This window comes from Pedobacter sp. TM02 (genome assembly GCF_059705275.1).
In genome coordinates this window covers 131,962-148,872 of record NZ_AP046530.1, presented here as the reverse complement: position 1 = coordinate 148,872, position 16,911 = coordinate 131,962, and the positions used below count along the sequence as shown (strand labels likewise).

Below are 16,911 nucleotides of genomic sequence, written 5' to 3'. Positions count from 1 at the left end.
TGGTTTGGTAATAGCAAATATGTTCGGTTTAAATTTTGTAGTCGTAAAGGTACACCTTGGTGTTAAACTTTATAAGTAAACGGTTTTTTCTAAAAAATCTGATACAAAAACATTGCAAATTTAAGCTTTTCATTTTTTTATACTATGTTAGCCTCCCCGTAAAATGAAAATTAAATTAAAGTTTATTGCCTTCGCTTTGATGTCAGTAAAAATTAATGACTATGCAGAATCAGGATCCCGTAAATAAAGTTGATAGGAATAAGGTCTATTTTTTGGTTGTTGTTATCGCCGCGCTCTTGGGCATCAACGCCTATCTCTATTTCAAAGACAAACAGCAAAGCAGCCGTTTTGTTACCGTAAACACCGAAAAAGACCGGCTTAAACTCGAGGTTGAAAAAATAGAAGTAGAATTAGACCGCGTAAATGCCATTAATGTAAGCCTGAGCGAAAAACTGCAGTACGAACAGAAGCTGGCCCGCGAAAAAATAGCCGAACTTAAGCTGGCCTTGCAAAAGGGCGAACTCACCCAGGGCGACCTTGACAAGGCGCAGGCACAGGTAAAAGAGCTGAGGGAATTTGTAAAGAACTACAACGACCAGATCATCAGGCTCGAAAAAGAGAACTCTTACCTTAAATCAGAGCGCGACAGCCTGAAGAACACCGCCAACGCCATTAACCAAAAAGCACAAAGCCTAGAGCGCGAAAACGAAAACCTGAGCGCAAAAGTAAAGGTGGGGGCCGCCTTAAAGGCGGCCAAAATAAACATTACCGCATTTAAGGTCAAAAGCAGCGGCCGCCTGGTAGAGGTAACCCGAGCCAGCACAGCCCAAAAGCTGGTGATCGACTTTTCTATTGCGCCCAATACCCTGGCCGAAAAAAACTACCATAAAATCTATCTTCGTGTATTTGATCCGGCAGGCAACCTCATTGCCAATGGCAACAACCTGTTTGAAGCCGACGGACAACAGATGCAGTACAGCAGCGCCATCGAGATTTCGTACAACGATGACGATACGGCTTATAAAATCGACTGGACCAATCCAAAAGAGTTTATGAAAGGCGCCTATGCCGTTATTCTTTATGCCGATGGCTTTGTGATGGGCAAAGACCAGATCGTACTCAAATAGCTAAACCAAAGGGAAGCTGAAGTAGAACGTAGTTCCGTTATTTACTTCCGACCGAAACTCTATTGTTCCACCCGCATTCTCTGTGGCCTGTTTAACAAAGGCCAAGCCCAGACCTGTACCCGACGATTTGGTGGTAAAGTTTGGCACAAAGATTTTATGCTGCAGGCTTGGATCTATGCCTTTGCCATTGTCTTCAACTTCGATGTAAACCTTTTTTTCGTCGTTGATGAGGTGTATTTTGATGGCACATCTTTCGCGGCCTTCCGAGGCTTCTATCGCATTTTTAAGCAGGTTATTGAAGGTGCGCAGCAACTGGTCCTTATCTCCTAAAACCACGATGTTTTTATTGGTACGGTTAATTACCGCAATCTCTATATTATCGGCCGTATTGAATACCGCAATAGCCTGTTCGATAACCGGCAACAGCTCCAGGTTTTCGAGCTTGGTATCGGGCATTTTGGCAAAGTTCGAAAACTCTGAGGCAATGGTAGCCAAGCTATCAATCTGCTCTACGAAAGATTTGTTGAAGCTCGCAAACTTTTTCTCAAAATTGGGATCTTTTTCCTTCCATGATTTTTCCAACAGCTGAACGCCCAATTTTAAGGGTGTAAGCGGGTTTTTGATTTCGTGCGCCACCTGTTTGGCCATTTCGCGCCAGGCACTTTCTCGTTCGGAGCGGGCCAGCTTATTGGCACTCGCCTCCAGGGCGGCAATCATTTTATTATACTCTTTAATCAAAGACCCGATTTCATCCTGCCGATGCCAAACAATGGGCTGGTTCTTCTGACCCAGTTTGGTCTTTTTGATGCTCTCTTGTATAAAAGTAAGCGGGTTGGTGATCTGGTTGGCCAAAAATACTGCCAATACGCCAATAAGCACGAATACCAAAGCGTAGATGTTGATCAGTGTATTGATAAACAAACCTATTTTCGCCTCATAATCTTCTTCGTTCGAATAATACGGAATGCCGATGTAGGCAACGGTCTGATTCTGTGCATTACGGATCGGCGCATAGGCTGCCGCATATTTGAAATTGCCTATTCTTTCTGCAGTATTCAAATATTCTGAGCGCTGCTTCAGGTGTAGTTCAATATAGGCTTTGGAGGCCATTTTCCGGCCCAAAATACCATAATTGTACATTTTTGGCAAAGAGGTAAGGTATAAATCGCCATTGGTGAGGTAAAGGTTCAGGAACGACGCGTTCACATCGGCAAACTGGCTAAATGCCGATTCGGCCTCGGCATCTTTCTTAAGCATGCCGCTGTTCAAGATCTGGCGCTCGTAGGAAAGCTGTACTTTCCTCAGCTTTTCTCTGATAGCCCCCTCCTGCTGCTTCAGGTATTCGTCTTTGATGTAAAAGAAGGTAGTCCAGCCCACAATAAGCAAGGTGGCCACAACCGACAACACAATGGAGAACTGGATGCGGGTTTTATAAAGAATCTTATTGGCATTGATCATCAGGTAGCGATTAAGGCTGAACCAGCCTCCCTGGTTACTGTTGATGTTTTTGACCAGCCACATAAAAACATACAGCAAGATGCCAAACAAGATAAATACCAGAAAAAAGAAAGACAAAGTAGCCAAGCGCACTACATAAGGAATTTTGCTCTTGGTAATGACAATCAGTTTCGAGGCATCTGGCTTATAGATGGCATGGCTATAGCTGGTTCCATCGGCCGTATCCTCATTCAAAAATTCGACCTTGCCAATGCTCCCCTTAAAATCCTGGTTAACCATGTCGTAGGTGTAGGTACCCGACTGGCCGTAAAGCTTGTTGTCTTTATAAAATGCGAATGAATAATCGCTAAAGTCCTCATCGCTTTTAAGCTTGCCGTCTATTAGCAATTCAGGGAAGTGGCTATTCGAATCATAAGGCTGCGACTTGAGTTCGATCACCATACTGCCCAACAGGTTTTTGCCTTCGAGGATCGGAATAATGCAAAAATAGCTCTGAAAGCCAAAGGTATTGTTAATGCGATAGGCAAATTCTGTTTCCTGTACTTTTACTGCACCCGACCTTACCAGGTCCCTAAACTTCGAAAAGGGAATTACTTCTTCCTTTTTCAAGGTCGAATCCTGGTTGTTATACTCGTACATCCTGTAATCGAAGCGCGACAAATAACCATCGAGGTATCTTTTAACAATGTAATTGTGGAAACTGTTGGTTTGACTAAGCAATGGGCGTTTAAAATAGTCGACCACCAGCGAATCGGACGAGACACCTTTTTCAAAGCTATCAATCGAATTGATAACTTTCGGATCGTCTGAATAAGGAAGCTTCTCGGCAATGGTGGCCCTGATGCCCCTTTCCTTGATGTCGATATATTTGATGTATTTAATGGCGGTTAAAAAAGCCATGCACAGGAACAAAGTGGCAAAAATACCGATAGAAAACCGTCGATGTTGTATATAGCCGTTCCAGGCAATGATAAAAATGAACAGCGCGTATACCAGGAAGAAAACATTAAAATCGTCGATGACCTTGTACACAAAATAAACGGCCAGCAAAGCCAGGAAAATAAAAAGGCGTTCGCGGTTGTTAAAATGGAATTGCTTGCTCAGCTCGATGATGACATTAACCAGCAGATAAACATTAAACCACACCAGACAGAGAATGAAGATACTTGTCCAACTGATCCAGCCCATGTTGATGATATTGGTGATATCAAAGTTGATCTTTGAGTTATAAATCAGGCCAAAAAACACATCGTCAACCAAAAAACCGATATAAGCCAATACCAATAAGGCCAGGATATGAAACAGATAGCCAAAAAGCCTGCTCTGGGTTATGCTTTTGGGGAAATGGTACTTATAGCGATGCACGTACACAAAAAGCGAGACCCAGGTAATGGCAAGCACGTTCAGCAACAAATCGCCCAGGGAGGGCAAAAAATCGCTTTCTGCATAAATGGATGGGCTAAAGATTTCGAGGTTAAACTGGTGGTTAAACCAAAAGAACTGCAAGTCGGTAAGCCTTACGGCTGTAAAAAAAATGGCAAGCACCAAGGTGGCCGATAAAATAAAGCCCCTTTTGGCTAGCCACGAGCAATACGAATTGACAAAGATACAGATGCTGAGCAGGCCGGTTATCCAAAGCCAAAGCTGAATGGTGCTGTAAATATTTTTAGAGTATTCTTCGCTCAGCTTGACCGGAAAAAGGTATTCCTTGTGGATGTTGAAAATCTCGGTAATGTCTTTGTCCGTAAAAGTGGCCAGGTCTAGGCTGTTATTGGCAAAAAGCTCAGGCGCGATCTGGTTTTTGAGGTATTGGTTCTCAATGCTGAACTGTGTTTTTACGGTAATGAGGAAAACAAAAATATGATCATCGACCGTTTTTTTGATTAGTTCATACCAGCCGTTAGACAGCTGACTAAATGAAGTACCTTCCTTTAAACGCTCTACATTGGCCGGAAAGGCCTTGGCAGAGCTCCAAAAATCGAGGATGCCGTTCTGGTAAACCAGCACGTTGATGCCCTGTTCGCGGTAATCGTTAATGAATTTAACGGCAAGTTTGTCGTCTTTATACAGCGATTGGAGTTCGGCCAGCTTCTCCGGATCGGAAAGATATTGTTGTACAATGCGTTCTTTGGCCGAAAGGTTACGCTGCAGCTCGCCGGCTTCGTGCAAAAGGAGATCGGTTTGGGTAATCGAATTATCGAGCGACAATGCCGTTACAATACAGCAAAGGCCCAAAATCAATAACAGAAACCTAATTTTACCTCCAATACTCACGTTAAAGTTTAATTTAGTTAGGGTATTTATCAAAGCGCATTGCCTTGGCCATGCCAAAGCAATGCGTTAGGCACAGCATATTTTAGGCCAAAGATGCGCTGCTGGTCTGTGTTTCTCTATTTACTTTTTTCACCAGTCCCTGCAGCACGTTGCCTGGGCCAACTTCTACAAATTCTGTAGCGCCATCGGCAATCATGTTGGCTACGGTTTGTGTCCACCTTACAGCACCGGTTAATTGGGCAATCAGGTTAGCTTTAATCACTTCGGGATCGGTGGTAGGCTGGGCATTCACGTTTTGGTAAATTGGGCATACCGGGGCCGAAATCTGCGTTTGTTCGATAGCCGCCTGCAACTCCAGTTTGGCGGGCTCCATCAATGGCGAGTGGAATGCACCACCAACGTTGAGTTTCAAAGCTCTTTTGGCACCGGCTTCGGTTAGTTTCTGGCAAGCCAGGTCAACACCTTCAATACTGCCCGAAATTACCAGCTGTCCGGGGCAATTGTAATTGGCCGGCACAACCACTTCGTCAATTTCGGCACAGATCTGTTCAACCACTTCATCGGCAAGGCCCAAAATGGCGGCCATGGTTGAAGGTTGGATTTCGCAGGCTTTTTGCATGGCATTGGCACGTGCCACTACCAATTTAAGGCCATCTTCAAAAGAAAGCGCATTGGCGGCCACCAAAGCAGAAAATTCGCCCAAGGAGTGCCCGGCAACCATATCAGGCTTAAAGCTGCTGCCCAATACTTTGGCCAAGATAACCGAATGCAGGAAAATGGCAGGCTGGGTTACATTGGTTTGTTTAAGTTCCTCGTCGGTACCGCCAAACATGATATCGCTGATGCGAAACCCCATAATCTCGTTGGCCTTCTCAAATAATTCTTTGGCCATCGGGTTTTCGTAAAGGTCTTTGCCCATACCCGAAAACTGGGCACCTTGCCCTGGAAAAACGTATGCTTTCATACTTACAGATTTAAACCGGCGTTGGCTTGAAACCATGCCATTACCGGCCTCTATTTTTTGTTTAAGGTTTATTGATAAATGTTTTCGGCCATTTTGGATATTGTTCTCCGAAATGGCCTTATTGAAATTCGTTTAACTAGTGCAGGCTTGCTGTAATTAACCTCAAAAACTCTGCTCTTGTTTTATCGTTGCTGATAAACTCGCCGGTAAATGCCGATGTGGTTGTTACCGAGTTCTGTTTTTGTACGCCACGCATAGCCATGCAGAGGTGCTTGCACTCAATAACCACTGCAACGCCCGACGGCTGCAGGGTTTCCTGGATGCAGTCTCTGATTTCGTTGGTCAGGCGCTCCTGCACCTGTAGCCTGCGTGCAAAGGCATCAACCACTCTCGGAATTTTACTCAGGCCAACAATATGTCCGTTAGGGATATAGGCAATATGCGCCTTGCCAAAGAAAGGCAGCATGTGGTGCTCGCACATGGAGAAAACCTCGATATCTTTCACCACAACCATTTGGCTATAATCTTCTTTAAACATGGCCGAGCGCAGGATTTCGTCCGGCTGGATATCATAGCCATGCGTTAAATACTGTAGGGCCTTGGCCACTCGCTCTGGTGTTTTAACCAAACCTTCGCGGGCAGGGTCTTCGCCCAATTGGGCCAAAATATCTTTATAATGGGTAGCTACCGAGTTGATTTTATCATCATCATAGCGGTCTATTTTCTGGTAGCCCAATACTTCTTCGTCGTGGTCGTATTTGTCGTGTTCCATATAAATGCTGTTAACCGAAGTATTCAACAAAGTTGTTTTCGGTCTCGTAAATCTTAATACTGTGCAATTGTGCGCCGCTTTCGGTAATAGGCGCAAGGAGTTCCTGCCAAATGGCGATGGCTAAATTTTCTGTAGAAGCCAGTTTGTCTTTCATAAAATCTACATCCAAATTAAGGTTTTTATGATCGATTTTATCAACTACGTAGGTATTGATTACATCTTTTAGCCATTTGAGGTCTACCAAAAATCCGGTTTCCGGATTTACTTCCCCTTTTACGGTTACATAAAGCTGGTAGTTGTGCCCATGCCAATTGGGGTTGGCACATTTGCCATACACTTCGGTATTTTTGTCGGGGCTCCAATCGGCTCTCGACAGCTTATGGGCGGCATTAAAACTTGCTTTTCGGGTTATATAAATCATTGCTTACAAATAAAAGGCAAATATACGGATAAATGGCCAAGCCTATGCCCTAATTTGCCTAAGGCACAATATCCGGATAAATAAGCAAACAAAAAATGTTAAATTTACCTGATGAAATTATTGGTAGTTGCTGCCACCAGCGCAGAAATCAGCGGTCTTTACCAGCATTTTGGACTGGCCGAAGCCAACTTTGTGCAAACGCCCAAATTTGACATCTTGATTACAGGCGTGGGCATGACGGCCACGGCCTTTGCCTTAGGCAGACAGCTCAACCCAAGCTATGGCTTGGTGCTGAATGTTGGCATTGCCGGCAGCTTTGACCCAACACTGAAGCTGGGCAGCCTGGTCAACATCACTACCGATATTTTTGCCGAACTGGGTGCAGAAGACCATGATTCGTTCTTGAGCATCGACCAATTGGGCTTTGGTACCTCTACCTATTTCAATAATTATGCAAAGACATCGCCAGCCGTAGACCAATTGCCCAAGGTAAAAGGCATTACCGTTAACCAAGTACATGGCCAAACGCAGAGCATTGCCCTAGCCAAGACACGTTTTGAGCCGCAAACAGAAAGCATGGAAGGCGCCGCCGTGTTTTACGCCTGTAGCCAACTGAACCTACCCTGCCTACAGGTAAGAAGCATTTCCAACTACGTTGAGCCCAGAAACCGGGAAAGCTGGCAAATTGGATTGGCCATTCAAAACCTGAACAGCTGGCTCATCAATTTCGTGACAAACGACAGGAAATGAACTGGACATGACGATTGAAATTACATTTAACTTTATTTTTACGGCATGAAACTTACCCTTGGCTTTTCGCCCTGCCCTAACGATACTTTTATCTTTGATGCGCTGATCCATGGCAAAATAGATACCGAAGGTCTCGAATTTGAGGTAACTTTTGACGATGTGGAAACGCTGAACCAAAAGGCCATGCAGGGCCAGCTCGACATTACCAAGCTCAGTTTCCATGCTTTTGCCTATGTGGCCAACAGCTATGCGCTTTTAGATGCAGGCAGTGCGCTCGGTTTCGGCGTAGGACCCTTGCTCATCTGCAAAAAAGAATACCAAGAGCAGATCCTCTCCAATCTCCAATCTCCAATCTCAAATCTCAGAGTTGGCATCCCCGGGCAATATACCACGGCCAATTTTTTGTTGGGGGTAGCCTTTCCGCAATTAACCAACAAACAGGAAATGGTATTTTCGGGCATTGAAGATGCCTTGCTGAACGAAACCATAGATTTAGGTCTTATCATCCACGAAAACCGCTTTACCTATCAGGAAAAAGGCTTGCATAAGGTGGTTGATTTGGGCAGCTATTGGGAGCAGTTAACGGGTTGCGCCATTCCGCTTGGAGGCATTGTGGTTAACCGCAGGTTGCCGGTAGAAGTACAGCAGCAAATCAACCGGCTGGTGCGTCAATCTGTAGAATTTGCATTCGCCCACCCCAAATCGGGCATCGAGTTTATCCGTAAGCATGCACAGGAAATGGAAGAAGCCGTTATGTACAAGCATATCGAACTGTATGTAAACGACTATTCTGTTGATTTGGGCACCGCTGGGCGCAAAGCGATAGACACCTTGTTTGGCATGGCTACCGAACGCGAAGTGATTCCACCGATCGGCCAGCCTCTTTACGTCAATCCTTAAAAATCGGCCTATCCCTTTTAACTATTGGTTACAAGGCCCTTCCGGGATCTGCTTGCTGATTTTGAGCAGTTTGGTAACCACCATCGTCGAATCATAGTCGCCGGTAACCGTTGTGGTATCAGACTTGATAAAGTGACATTCTGCCTCGATATAAACCGGTGTATAAGGTTTTTCGAAGCCCAGGTTGCTATAGGCCAGTTCGAGCGTTTTGGCACTATCAATTACCCAATATTCGCGTCCTTCCTCGCAATCGGTAAAAGACCTGATTTCTGGTCCAAAGCTATAAAGCCCCTTGGCAACAACGGCTGTTTTTTGGCCAGAATCACTTGATTTATTGCGGTTGCAGGCCGCCAATACAAACAAGGAAGCAAATAGAGCGAGCAGGAGACTTTTATAGGTGTTCATGTTTTTAAAGGTCTTGATTTAAATGGTCTATTTTCTTTACGCTTAAATTTGATGCCAAAGCTGATGCAATAAAAGAAAAAAAGCTAACCGTTACGAAAACCAGCACAAAATCTTTCCACTTGAAAGCGATTGGGTAAGCATTGCTGATCAATAAATTTGATTCGCCCATTTTTACCCAGCCGTAATGCTGCTGCAACAAGCAGAACAAGAATCCGATTAACAGGCCAAAGATACAACCTGTTAAGGTGATCATCATACCTTCTGCCAAAAAAATTCGCTTAATTAGCTTTTTTCCGGCCCCAAGGCTGTTCAGCACGGCAATATCTTTAAGTTTATCGATCACCAGCATGGTTAACGAACCAATAATGTTGAAAATGGCAATGATTAGAATAAAGGTCAGTATGATGTACACCATCCACTTTTCTGAACCCAAAACATTATACAGCGCTTGGTTCTGCTGTACCCTGTTCTTTACTAAGTAAGAAATTCCCAGTTTATCCTCAATTTGTTGCTTAAATTTCTCAACATCCACCCCGTCATTCAAATTGATTTCGATGGCACTCACTTTTTTTTCTTCGCCAAGCAACTGCCTTGCGAAAGACAAGGGCACGATAACCAAGTTATCAAAATCCTGTTGGATTTCAAATACACCCGAAGGCGGGATATTCAGCACGGTAAAATCGTCCATCGGATTGATAGAACTTGCCCGAACATCTTTTTTGGGCGAATAAATCTGCAGTTGTTCAAAAGGATCGCTCGAATTAATGCCCAAATAAGCCTGCAGGGCCGAACCAACCACCGCATTTGGCCCGTTTCTGTTTTCGAGCACAAAATGGCCCTCCAGCATCACGGCATCTAAGCTTTTATTTTTCAGGAAATCGTTACTTACCCCCTTAATCAAGGCCGGCGACTGTTTTTCGTTGTACCTGACCAATGCATTTTCCGAAAGCACCTCGGTGTACGAGAAAATCGACTTATCGTTGCGCAATGTCTGCAAATCAGCTGTATTCGGGTCAAATGTCTTCCCTTTTGCCGGTTCGATCAGAATTTGAGGCGTAATGGTATTGAACATGTTGAGCACCACTTCCTCAAATCCGTTAAATACCGACAAAATAATAACCAAGGCCGTGCTGCCTACAAAAACACCAACCGCCGAAATGGCCGAAATGATATTGATGGCATTGGTTGATTTTTTTGCAAAAAGATACCTGCGGGCGATATAAAATGCGGTGTTCACTTGACAAATATACGGAAAAGGTTCAAGGTGGAAGGAAGAGGTTAAAAGGCCTATAGAACCCAGCCTATCTGCTCTCGGCGCTTACATCCTACCTTAAGAAAGGATTGTTCAGCTTTTCAAAACCTATGGTAGTAGAAGGGCCGTGGCCCGGAAACACCTCGCAATCGTTGGGCAATACAAACAGTTGTTGTTTAATGCTGTTGATCAGTTGCTGGTGGTTTCCACCCGGAAGATCGGTACGGCCTATGCTTTGATGGAACAGCACGTCGCCTCCGATCAGGAAATTCTCTTCCCTGGCATAAAAGCAGAGATGCGCAGGCGAGTGGCCCGGGGCAAAAATCAGCTCCAGCTGGCTGTTGCCAAAATAAACGGTACCACTTTCAGGCAAAAAGGTCTCCGGCTCTGGCGAAAGTTCGTAACGCATGCCCATTTGTGGCGCATAACCAGGTACGGCTTGTAAAATGTACAGTTCGCCTTGGTGAAACTGCGGTTTCAACCCCCAATGGTCAAATACAAACTTATTGCCCAGCACATGGTCAATATGGCAATGTGTATTGAGCAAAAGCACCGGCTTTAAATCGTTTTCGTTGATAAACGAGGCCAACTGGTTCTGCTCTCTCCCATCGTACATGCCCGGATCTATAATTACGCATTCCTTGCTTTCATCAAACAAAACATAAGTATTTTCCTGGTAAGGATTGAAAGTAAATTTTTGTAAACTGATCATCTTAGTGTTTTAAAATCCAATTAGCGATATCTTCTATGACGTATAAAGGCACATTTGCCGGAGTTTCGTACTCGGCAGGCGTACTGAGCGCGCCCTCTCCCTCGGTGTACAAATGGTTAAGCTTGGGATAGCTTTTAATGGTTACATTTTTGTTTTTGCCCAGTTCGGTTCTCCAAATAGCAAGGTCTTTTAAGGTAACCTGATAATCTCTTTCGCCCTGCAACACTAAAATGGGCAATCGAAGTGCTTTTGCCACTTTAACCTGGTTATATTGGTTAAGGTTGGTAAAGTAACTGGCCTCAATGCCCATTATCAGTTTATGCTGGTCTTTAACCGTATCGGCGTGCGTAATTTCATCGGCCAAATGGAGCTGTTTTTGTAGCTGCTCCTGATCTTTGATGAGGTAAGCAAACTGGTCTTTAATGGTAGGACCAAAAGGACGTGCCGGAGCAGACATCATGATGATGCCGGCCAGCCCCTGCTGTTCTGCTGCAATTTTTGGGGCAAGCATAGCGCCCAAGCTATGGCCCAGTACCACTATTTTTTTGGCGTTGAGGCCAGGCAGCTGCTGCGCCAATCTAACGGCGGCTTGTACATCGTCTGTTACTTCTTCCTTAATGGTTAATGCTACACCGTCGGGGGCCGATTTAGGGCCATATATCCGGGTACGTTTATCATACCTGATGGTGGCAATGCCTTTGGTGGCCAAACCCAGAGCCAAATCCCTGAAGGCTTTGGTATTGCCAACGGTTGCATCCCTATCGCCAGGTCCAGAACCGTGCACCAGGATAACCACCGGAAAATTGTTGCCGGTTTTGGGTTTCGTTAAAATACCCGGCAACTTAAAATTGCCACTTGTAATGGTTATTTTTTCCTCAACATACAGGCTGGCGTCTGCATAGGCAGGATCTTTATACAGCGAGACTTTAGGCTTGGGCACCAATGTAAAGCCCAACATTTTATGAGCCGCGTTAAAAATGAACTGTACCACCATATTTTGGGGTTCATTGAGCACCGGCATTTTTACCAACTGGTATTGTCCTGACTTTGTTTCTTCCGCATCGCCGGTACGCAAATCGCCAAATTGCGCGGTTAAAGCGGTATGGGTTTGTTGCATCAGCTGGACCGTAATCTTGTCGGCTATGCTGGCATCGAAATAGTTGCTTAGCACTTCGAACTTTTTGGCCTTAAAATCGGCCAAGAACTGATTGGCAAGATTGATGTTTTCACTTTGTGCAAAAACCTGCGTAGCCAAACAAAAACTGAAGAACAATAACGTAATTTTTTTCATGATAATCTGTTTAATGGCATTTAAAACATCGGACTATTAATTTTTCCATTTAAACGTTTCGATGATCCGGTCTATGTCTTTCTTGATGAATTTAACCACTGGCTGGATAGAATCATATTGCGGGCGTTCGTTAAAATAGAGCGCTCCCCTAAAATAGTGCTTGGCGCTGTCGGTTAAAAAAAACTGTACCGAAGATGCCGTATTGCCTTCTATGGCGTAATAAATGCCATATACTTTTCGCTCGGGATAATTAATGAGCTTTTGGTCGATGGCGTTGGCCCTTACCGTATGTTTCATGGCTAGGAAACGGGCGGCCTCGGTCATTTTATCGTATGCTTCCCTAGAAAAAACACCATGATAGGTTAAGTGCAACACCCCATTAAATTGCGGAAAATTGAGGTTGTTCCAACAAGGCTGGGCATTGCGGTCGTTATCTTTGGCCATAACGGCATACACCGGATATTCGAAAGTAAAGGGACAATCGGAATTGAAGGTTTGATAGGCCTTTTTCGGAAAATCGATTCGAAAATACCCTCGTGGCTTAGGTGTACTTGGCTGTTGCTGGGTACAGGCCAAAAGGCTTGCGGCCATAAACAACAGCAAAAAAATGTTTCGGTTGGTCATCATGTATTCCAAATATACCAAGAACGTTCGGCTTGCAGGTAGAGCATTTCCATTCCGTTCTTGATTTTTCCGCCCTGCGTCTTCACTTTGCTCAGGAATTCGGTTTCTTCCGGGTTATAAACCAGGTCGTAGGCCAAATGCTGAGGCCCTAAAAACTGGTAGGGAATGGGCGGAAAGCTATCGTAGTTTGGCGACATGCCCAAAGGCGTGGTGTTGATGAGCAACTGATGCTCGTTTAGCAGTTTTTCGTCTACCTGACTGTACAGAATAGCATCGGGAGCAGGGTTGCGGACTACTGTGAGGTACGGGATCTGCAATTGTTCTAAGGTATACTTAACGGCTTTTGCCGCACCTCCATCGCCGAATATCAAGGCTTTTTGGTGACGTTCGTCAAGCAATGGCTTTAGCGATTCGGCAAAACCATAGGCATCGGTGTTATAGCCTTTAATCGATGGCAAGTTGTCTTTTCTTTCGATCTTGATGCAGTTTACCGCCCCTATTGCCGCCGCCGCTTCGTCAATTTCGTTTAAAAAAGGCAGTATTTCTACTTTGTGGGGTATGGTTACATTGATGCCGCAAAGCTCGGCATATGCCGAAATCAGGTCTCCAAACTCACTGGCCTGCCTGATTGGAAAAAGCTCATAGCGACAATTGGCTATTCCTTCCTTTTCGAATTTCTCGGTGAAGTATTTCTTCGAAAAAGAATGCGAAAGCGGGAAACCGATTAATCCGAAAAGTCTCATAGGCGAATAAGGTCATGGCGAGGAGGCAGGGAGAAGACATTTCTATGAGGCTTCATGCTCCGCTCGTCGACGATTTATTTTTTGTTCAAGAAATAATCAAAAGTATCGCCTCTTAGGCCCAAACGGATGGTTTCTAACGGAATAACTTCTGCCGGTGCGATATTGCCCAAGTTAACGTTGGTTCCGATCAGCTTGATGAACCAAACCTGTTGCTCTTTTTGCGGGGCTTCCCAGATAATGGTTTCTTCCGGAATTTGGGTCAGGATTTCGTCTACCAAACCCTCGCGCACTTCGCCGGTACCGCGGTAGATACCTACATTGCCGCCTTCGCGGGCTTCGGCAATTACTTTCCACGAACCCGCTTCGATTTCGGCCTTCATCAGTTTGATCCATTTGTAAGGTGCGAAAATCTTAGTGGCATCTTTAGAGCCTACTTCAGAAATTACAGTAACCTGCTTAGACAATTTATGGATGAATTCGCATTTTTCTTCGTGCTCAATATCCATCGATCCGTCTGATATTTCGGCATATTCCATGCCGAACTCTTCCAAAACCCTGCAATAATCGTCGAATTGGTTGCGGATGGCAAATGCCTCGAATAAGGTTCCTCCAAAATAGACTGGAATACCCGCACTGCGATATATGGCTAATTTTTCTTTGAGGTTAGGCGTTACAAAAGAAGTGGCCCATCCCAACTTAACAATATCGGTATGTACGCCAGCAACTTCTATAAAATCTTCTACTTGCCTTAGGCTTAGGCCCTTGTCCATCACCATGGTTAAGCCCTTTTGGCGGGGTTTAACCGAGCGCTCAGGAATGTCGTTTAATTTGTAGTTCATATAGGATGCAAAGGTTAAAAAACTCTGCTATTTTTTAAAATAAACATCTAATTAATGACATTTCTATTTGATGTACTTATTAATTACGTCGATAATCAAGCCATTGTCCTGTAACTGGGGCAGGTATTCGAACAAGATGTAGTGTTTTTCGGGATCGGTAACCAGGGCTGTTTCCAAATAGGCAATGGCATCTTTGCTCTGGCCCAAGGCAAACAGGTAGGCTACCATGCGGTAATACAGTTCGGCCGCATCGGGGTTGTTTTTGATGGCTTCGGCCATGGTTTCAGAGGCTTCTACCAATTTGCCCTGTTCATAAAGCACCGTCGAGAAATCGAGCCAGGCCTCTACATCAATCGGATTATATTCCAATACCTTGTAGTAAGCCTCTATCGATTGGTCTATCTGGCCCAATTTATAGTGAGCATCGGCAATGGCAAACCAAAAATCAGGGTTTTCTTCGTCCAGCTCCAGCGCTTTTTTATAAAAATGCAGCGATTCGAAGAAACGTTCCTCAAAATTAAGGGTTACGCCAATGCCAAACCAGGCATCAGCCATTTTCGAATCCATTTTAACCGATTTTTTGTAGTAGGCACGTGCCTCGCCCATCTGCTCCAGTTTCTCATAGCACTCGCCAATAGCGCAATAGGTATCGGCATTGGGCGGTTCGTACTCGAAAGTCTGCTTATAAACCGCAATGGCGTCTTCGTATTTTTCGAGCTGCACCAGTGCATTGCCTTTATTGTAATAGGCCGAAGCAAAGTTTTCTTTGATCAGGATGGCATAATCGTAGGCATCGATGGCTTTTTCGAAAAGATCCAATTTATGGTACGAATTGGCCAGGTTATACCAGGCCGCATACGAATAGGGATCGTTGTCTATATATTCCTGGTAAAAATGGATGCTTTCTTCCTGTTTATCCAAAATATCGTAGCAAAAGGCCAGTTCGTACAAGCCGTCTTTGTTTTCCATATTTTGTTCCAAGCTGCGCTTGATGTAAACGATGGCATTTTCATAATCGTGCATGTTTTGGTACACGTAAGCCATCTGCAGTAAAATCTCGTCGGTGGTTTCGGCCAGTCCCAGTGCTTTTTCAAAGTTTTCTAAAGCTTCCGAGTGGCGGTCTAGGTTTTGGTAGATGTTGCCTCTGAGCACATAGATATCTGCTTCGGAAGGCTCGAGCATTTCTGCCTTTTCAAGCGAAGCAAATGCCTTCTCTACCTGATTGGTAAACAATAAGAGCTGGGCCTGTTTAATCAAAAAAACCGCAGCGTAGGGGTGTTGGCTCAGGGCATACTCTATCACCTGCAAAGCCTTAACTGGATCGTTCTTCTCTATATAATTGTCAATTATATATTCAAATGCCTGCGCATCGAAAAAATACTGATCCTCATTGCGGATCATTTCTTCATAACGTTCTACAGAATGTTGCGCATCTTCATTAAAATCAAATTCAAATTCTTCTTCCATGTATCCTGAATATTTAAAGAACAGCCCAATTGTTTAATTAATCATAAGTTTACGCTATTTATAAGAGGCGCAAAAATATAATTATCAACATACACACACCCCTTTCCATAATTGATTAATAATAAAAGATTTAGCCGATAAGGGGCTGTGGGCGACCGGCAATAGGTAGGTCAGGTGGCTGCCGTTCTTTTAAATAGACTACAAATTTACATATATTTAGTTTGATAACCGTAAAATTTAAGTCATGAAGCACCTTAGCATTATTGTTTTACTATGGGTATTGGGGTTTACCTCTTTTGCCCAAACCACCGAAGAAGAAGCTGTAAAAACAACCATTAACCAACTTTTTGAGGGCATGCGCAAGGCAGATACCGCCTTGGTGCGCCAGGCCTTTGCCAAGCAAAACGTAATGCAGACCATTGTGAAGGGCAAGGACGGCAAATCGATCGTCCGCACCGAAAGCGTTGATGGCTTTGTCAAAGCCGTTGGGACCCCGCATCCCGAAAAATACGACGAGCGCATTGTGTTTACCAAAGTGTTGGTAGATGCCAACCTGGCTAGCGTTTGGACCGACTATAAATTTTATATCGGCGACAAGTTTAGCCATTGCGGCGTTAATTCGTTCCAGCTGTTTAAGGGCGAAGAGGGGTGGAAAATCATTTACATTATCGATACGAGACGGAAAGAGGGGTGTAGTGATGCGGTGAAATAATGCACTTGTAAACTTCTTATACGCAACCAGGGTTTGCAGTGGCCGGCACAGGGAAGACGTCAACATATTGTGGGAGCAGCATATCGCATGGGGCGGATTAAGCCCCTCATCTCCTAGTCTACACGAAAGCGCCCGCCTGAAATTCAGGCGGGCGCTTTATTGAAAGAGCTAGATTTTTCGCCAGGCTCATCGCCAAGACG

Annotated in this window: 16 protein-coding genes; 4 read left to right on the top strand and 12 right to left on the bottom strand. The window is 44.5% G+C overall.

Going from position 1 to position 16,911, the window contains the following annotated elements; all coding sequences use genetic code 11:
* Positions 1–221 precede the first annotated feature (221 nt).
* A complete protein-coding gene (locus AC6H1S_RS00670; protein WP_497564766.1) occupies positions 222–1,127 on the top strand; it encodes a DUF8428 domain-containing protein in 906 nt (301 codons plus the stop codon).
* Here the strand turns inward: AC6H1S_RS00670 and AC6H1S_RS00665 are convergent, their stop codons facing one another.
* The 4 genes from AC6H1S_RS00665 to AC6H1S_RS00650 form a co-directional block, all read right to left on the bottom strand.
* Positions 1,128–4,859: a sensor histidine kinase gene (locus AC6H1S_RS00665; RefSeq protein ID WP_497564765.1), complete on the bottom strand. Its 3,732-nt coding sequence runs from the start codon at positions 4,857–4,859 to the stop codon at positions 1,128–1,130.
* Between the two features lie 82 nt (positions 4,860–4,941).
* Positions 4,942–5,823: an ACP S-malonyltransferase gene (gene fabD, locus AC6H1S_RS00660; protein ID WP_199138857.1), complete on the bottom strand. Its 882-nt coding sequence runs from the start codon at positions 5,821–5,823 to the stop codon at positions 4,942–4,944.
* Positions 5,824–5,959: 136 nt separating this feature from the next.
* A complete protein-coding gene (gene folE / locus AC6H1S_RS00655) occupies positions 5,960–6,595 on the bottom strand; it encodes a GTP cyclohydrolase I FolE (protein WP_497564764.1) in 636 nt (211 codons plus the stop codon).
* 10 nt (positions 6,596–6,605) lie between these two features.
* On the bottom strand, positions 6,606–7,016 hold the full coding sequence (locus AC6H1S_RS00650; protein ID WP_199138861.1) for a 6-pyruvoyl trahydropterin synthase family protein: 411 nt from the start codon (positions 7,014–7,016) through the stop codon (positions 6,606–6,608).
* A 111-nt stretch (positions 7,017–7,127) separates the two neighbouring features.
* Between AC6H1S_RS00650 and mqnB the strand changes: the two genes are divergently transcribed.
* Both mqnB and AC6H1S_RS00640 read left to right on the top strand, forming a co-directional pair.
* Entirely contained in the window at positions 7,128–7,766 is a 639-nt protein-coding gene (mqnB, locus tag AC6H1S_RS00645) for a futalosine hydrolase (protein WP_497564763.1), read from the top strand.
* 45 nt (positions 7,767–7,811) lie between these two features.
* Entirely contained in the window at positions 7,812–8,666 is an 855-nt protein-coding gene (locus AC6H1S_RS00640) for a menaquinone biosynthesis family protein (protein WP_497564762.1), read from the top strand.
* Positions 8,667–8,687: 21 nt separating this feature from the next.
* Here AC6H1S_RS00640 and AC6H1S_RS00635 read toward each other — a convergent pair whose 3' ends face one another.
* The 8 genes from AC6H1S_RS00635 to AC6H1S_RS00600 form a co-directional block, all read right to left on the bottom strand.
* Positions 8,688–9,071 carry a hypothetical protein gene (locus AC6H1S_RS00635; protein ID WP_199138866.1) on the bottom strand — a complete coding sequence of 128 codons (384 nt, stop codon included), beginning with the start codon at positions 9,069–9,071 and terminating at the stop codon, positions 8,688–8,690.
* Between the two features lie 4 nt (positions 9,072–9,075).
* Complete coding sequence (locus tag AC6H1S_RS00630) at positions 9,076–10,308, bottom strand: ABC transporter permease (RefSeq protein ID WP_497564761.1); 1,233 nt, start codon at positions 10,306–10,308, stop codon at positions 9,076–9,078.
* Between the two features lie 88 nt (positions 10,309–10,396).
* Positions 10,397–11,035 (bottom strand): MBL fold metallo-hydrolase, encoded by a 639-nt coding sequence (locus AC6H1S_RS00625; protein WP_497564760.1) that lies wholly within the window; start codon positions 11,033–11,035, stop codon positions 10,397–10,399.
* Position 11,036: 1 nt separating this feature from the next.
* On the bottom strand, positions 11,037–12,326 hold the full coding sequence (locus tag AC6H1S_RS00620) for an alpha/beta hydrolase (protein ID WP_497564759.1): 1,290 nt from the start codon (positions 12,324–12,326) through the stop codon (positions 11,037–11,039).
* A 36-nt stretch (positions 12,327–12,362) separates the two neighbouring features.
* Complete coding sequence (gldD, locus tag AC6H1S_RS00615) at positions 12,363–12,950, bottom strand: gliding motility lipoprotein GldD (RefSeq protein WP_497566011.1); 588 nt, start codon at positions 12,948–12,950, stop codon at positions 12,363–12,365.
* Positions 12,950–13,693, bottom strand: coding sequence for a shikimate dehydrogenase family protein (locus tag AC6H1S_RS00610; protein ID WP_497564758.1), 744 nt, complete (start codon positions 13,691–13,693; stop codon positions 12,950–12,952). Before AC6H1S_RS00610 ends, gldD begins: the two co-directional genes overlap by 1 nt.
* 74 nt (positions 13,694–13,767) lie before the next feature.
* Positions 13,768–14,532: a phosphosulfolactate synthase gene (locus AC6H1S_RS00605; protein WP_199138878.1), complete on the bottom strand. Its 765-nt coding sequence runs from the start codon at positions 14,530–14,532 to the stop codon at positions 13,768–13,770.
* A 63-nt stretch (positions 14,533–14,595) separates the two neighbouring features.
* Positions 14,596–15,999 (bottom strand): tetratricopeptide repeat protein, encoded by a 1,404-nt coding sequence (locus AC6H1S_RS00600; protein ID WP_497564757.1) that lies wholly within the window; start codon positions 15,997–15,999, stop codon positions 14,596–14,598.
* A 244-nt stretch (positions 16,000–16,243) separates the two neighbouring features.
* On the opposite strand from AC6H1S_RS00600, the gene AC6H1S_RS00595 reads away from it, so the two are divergent.
* Positions 16,244–16,711 carry a nuclear transport factor 2 family protein gene (locus AC6H1S_RS00595; RefSeq protein ID WP_199138882.1) on the top strand — a complete coding sequence of 156 codons (468 nt, stop codon included), beginning with the start codon at positions 16,244–16,246 and terminating at the stop codon, positions 16,709–16,711.
* Positions 16,712–16,911 lie beyond the last annotated feature (200 nt).

Excerpts from the sequence above, each read along its gene's own strand:
- AC6H1S_RS00670 (WP_497564766.1), top strand. The coding sequence starts at position 222 with ATGCAGAATCAGGATCCCGTAAATAAAGTTGATAGGAATAAGGTCTAT.
- fabD (WP_199138857.1), bottom strand. The coding sequence starts at position 5,823 with ATGAAAGCATACGTTTTTCCAGGGCAAGGTGCCCAGTTTTCGGGTATG.
- folE (WP_497564764.1), bottom strand. The coding sequence starts at position 6,595 with ATGGAACACGACAAATACGACCACGACGAAGAAGTATTGGGCTACCAG.
- AC6H1S_RS00650 (WP_199138861.1), bottom strand. The coding sequence starts at position 7,016 with ATGATTTATATAACCCGAAAAGCAAGTTTTAATGCCGCCCATAAGCTG.
- mqnB (WP_497564763.1), top strand. The coding sequence starts at position 7,128 with ATGAAATTATTGGTAGTTGCTGCCACCAGCGCAGAAATCAGCGGTCTT.
- AC6H1S_RS00640 (WP_497564762.1), top strand. The coding sequence starts at position 7,812 with ATGAAACTTACCCTTGGCTTTTCGCCCTGCCCTAACGATACTTTTATC.
- AC6H1S_RS00635 (WP_199138866.1), bottom strand. The coding sequence starts at position 9,071 with ATGAACACCTATAAAAGTCTCCTGCTCGCTCTATTTGCTTCCTTGTTT.
- AC6H1S_RS00625 (WP_497564760.1), bottom strand. The coding sequence starts at position 11,035 with ATGATCAGTTTACAAAAATTTACTTTCAATCCTTACCAGGAAAATACT.
- AC6H1S_RS00620 (WP_497564759.1), bottom strand. The coding sequence starts at position 12,326 with ATGAAAAAAATTACGTTATTGTTCTTCAGTTTTTGTTTGGCTACGCAG.
- gldD (WP_497566011.1), bottom strand. The coding sequence starts at position 12,950 with ATGACCAACCGAAACATTTTTTTGCTGTTGTTTATGGCCGCAAGCCTT.
- AC6H1S_RS00610 (WP_497564758.1), bottom strand. The coding sequence starts at position 13,693 with ATGAGACTTTTCGGATTAATCGGTTTCCCGCTTTCGCATTCTTTTTCG.
- AC6H1S_RS00605 (WP_199138878.1), bottom strand. The coding sequence starts at position 14,532 with ATGAACTACAAATTAAACGACATTCCTGAGCGCTCGGTTAAACCCCGC.
- AC6H1S_RS00600 (WP_497564757.1), bottom strand. The coding sequence starts at position 15,999 with ATGGAAGAAGAATTTGAATTTGATTTTAATGAAGATGCGCAACATTCT.
- AC6H1S_RS00595 (WP_199138882.1), top strand. The coding sequence starts at position 16,244 with ATGAAGCACCTTAGCATTATTGTTTTACTATGGGTATTGGGGTTTACC.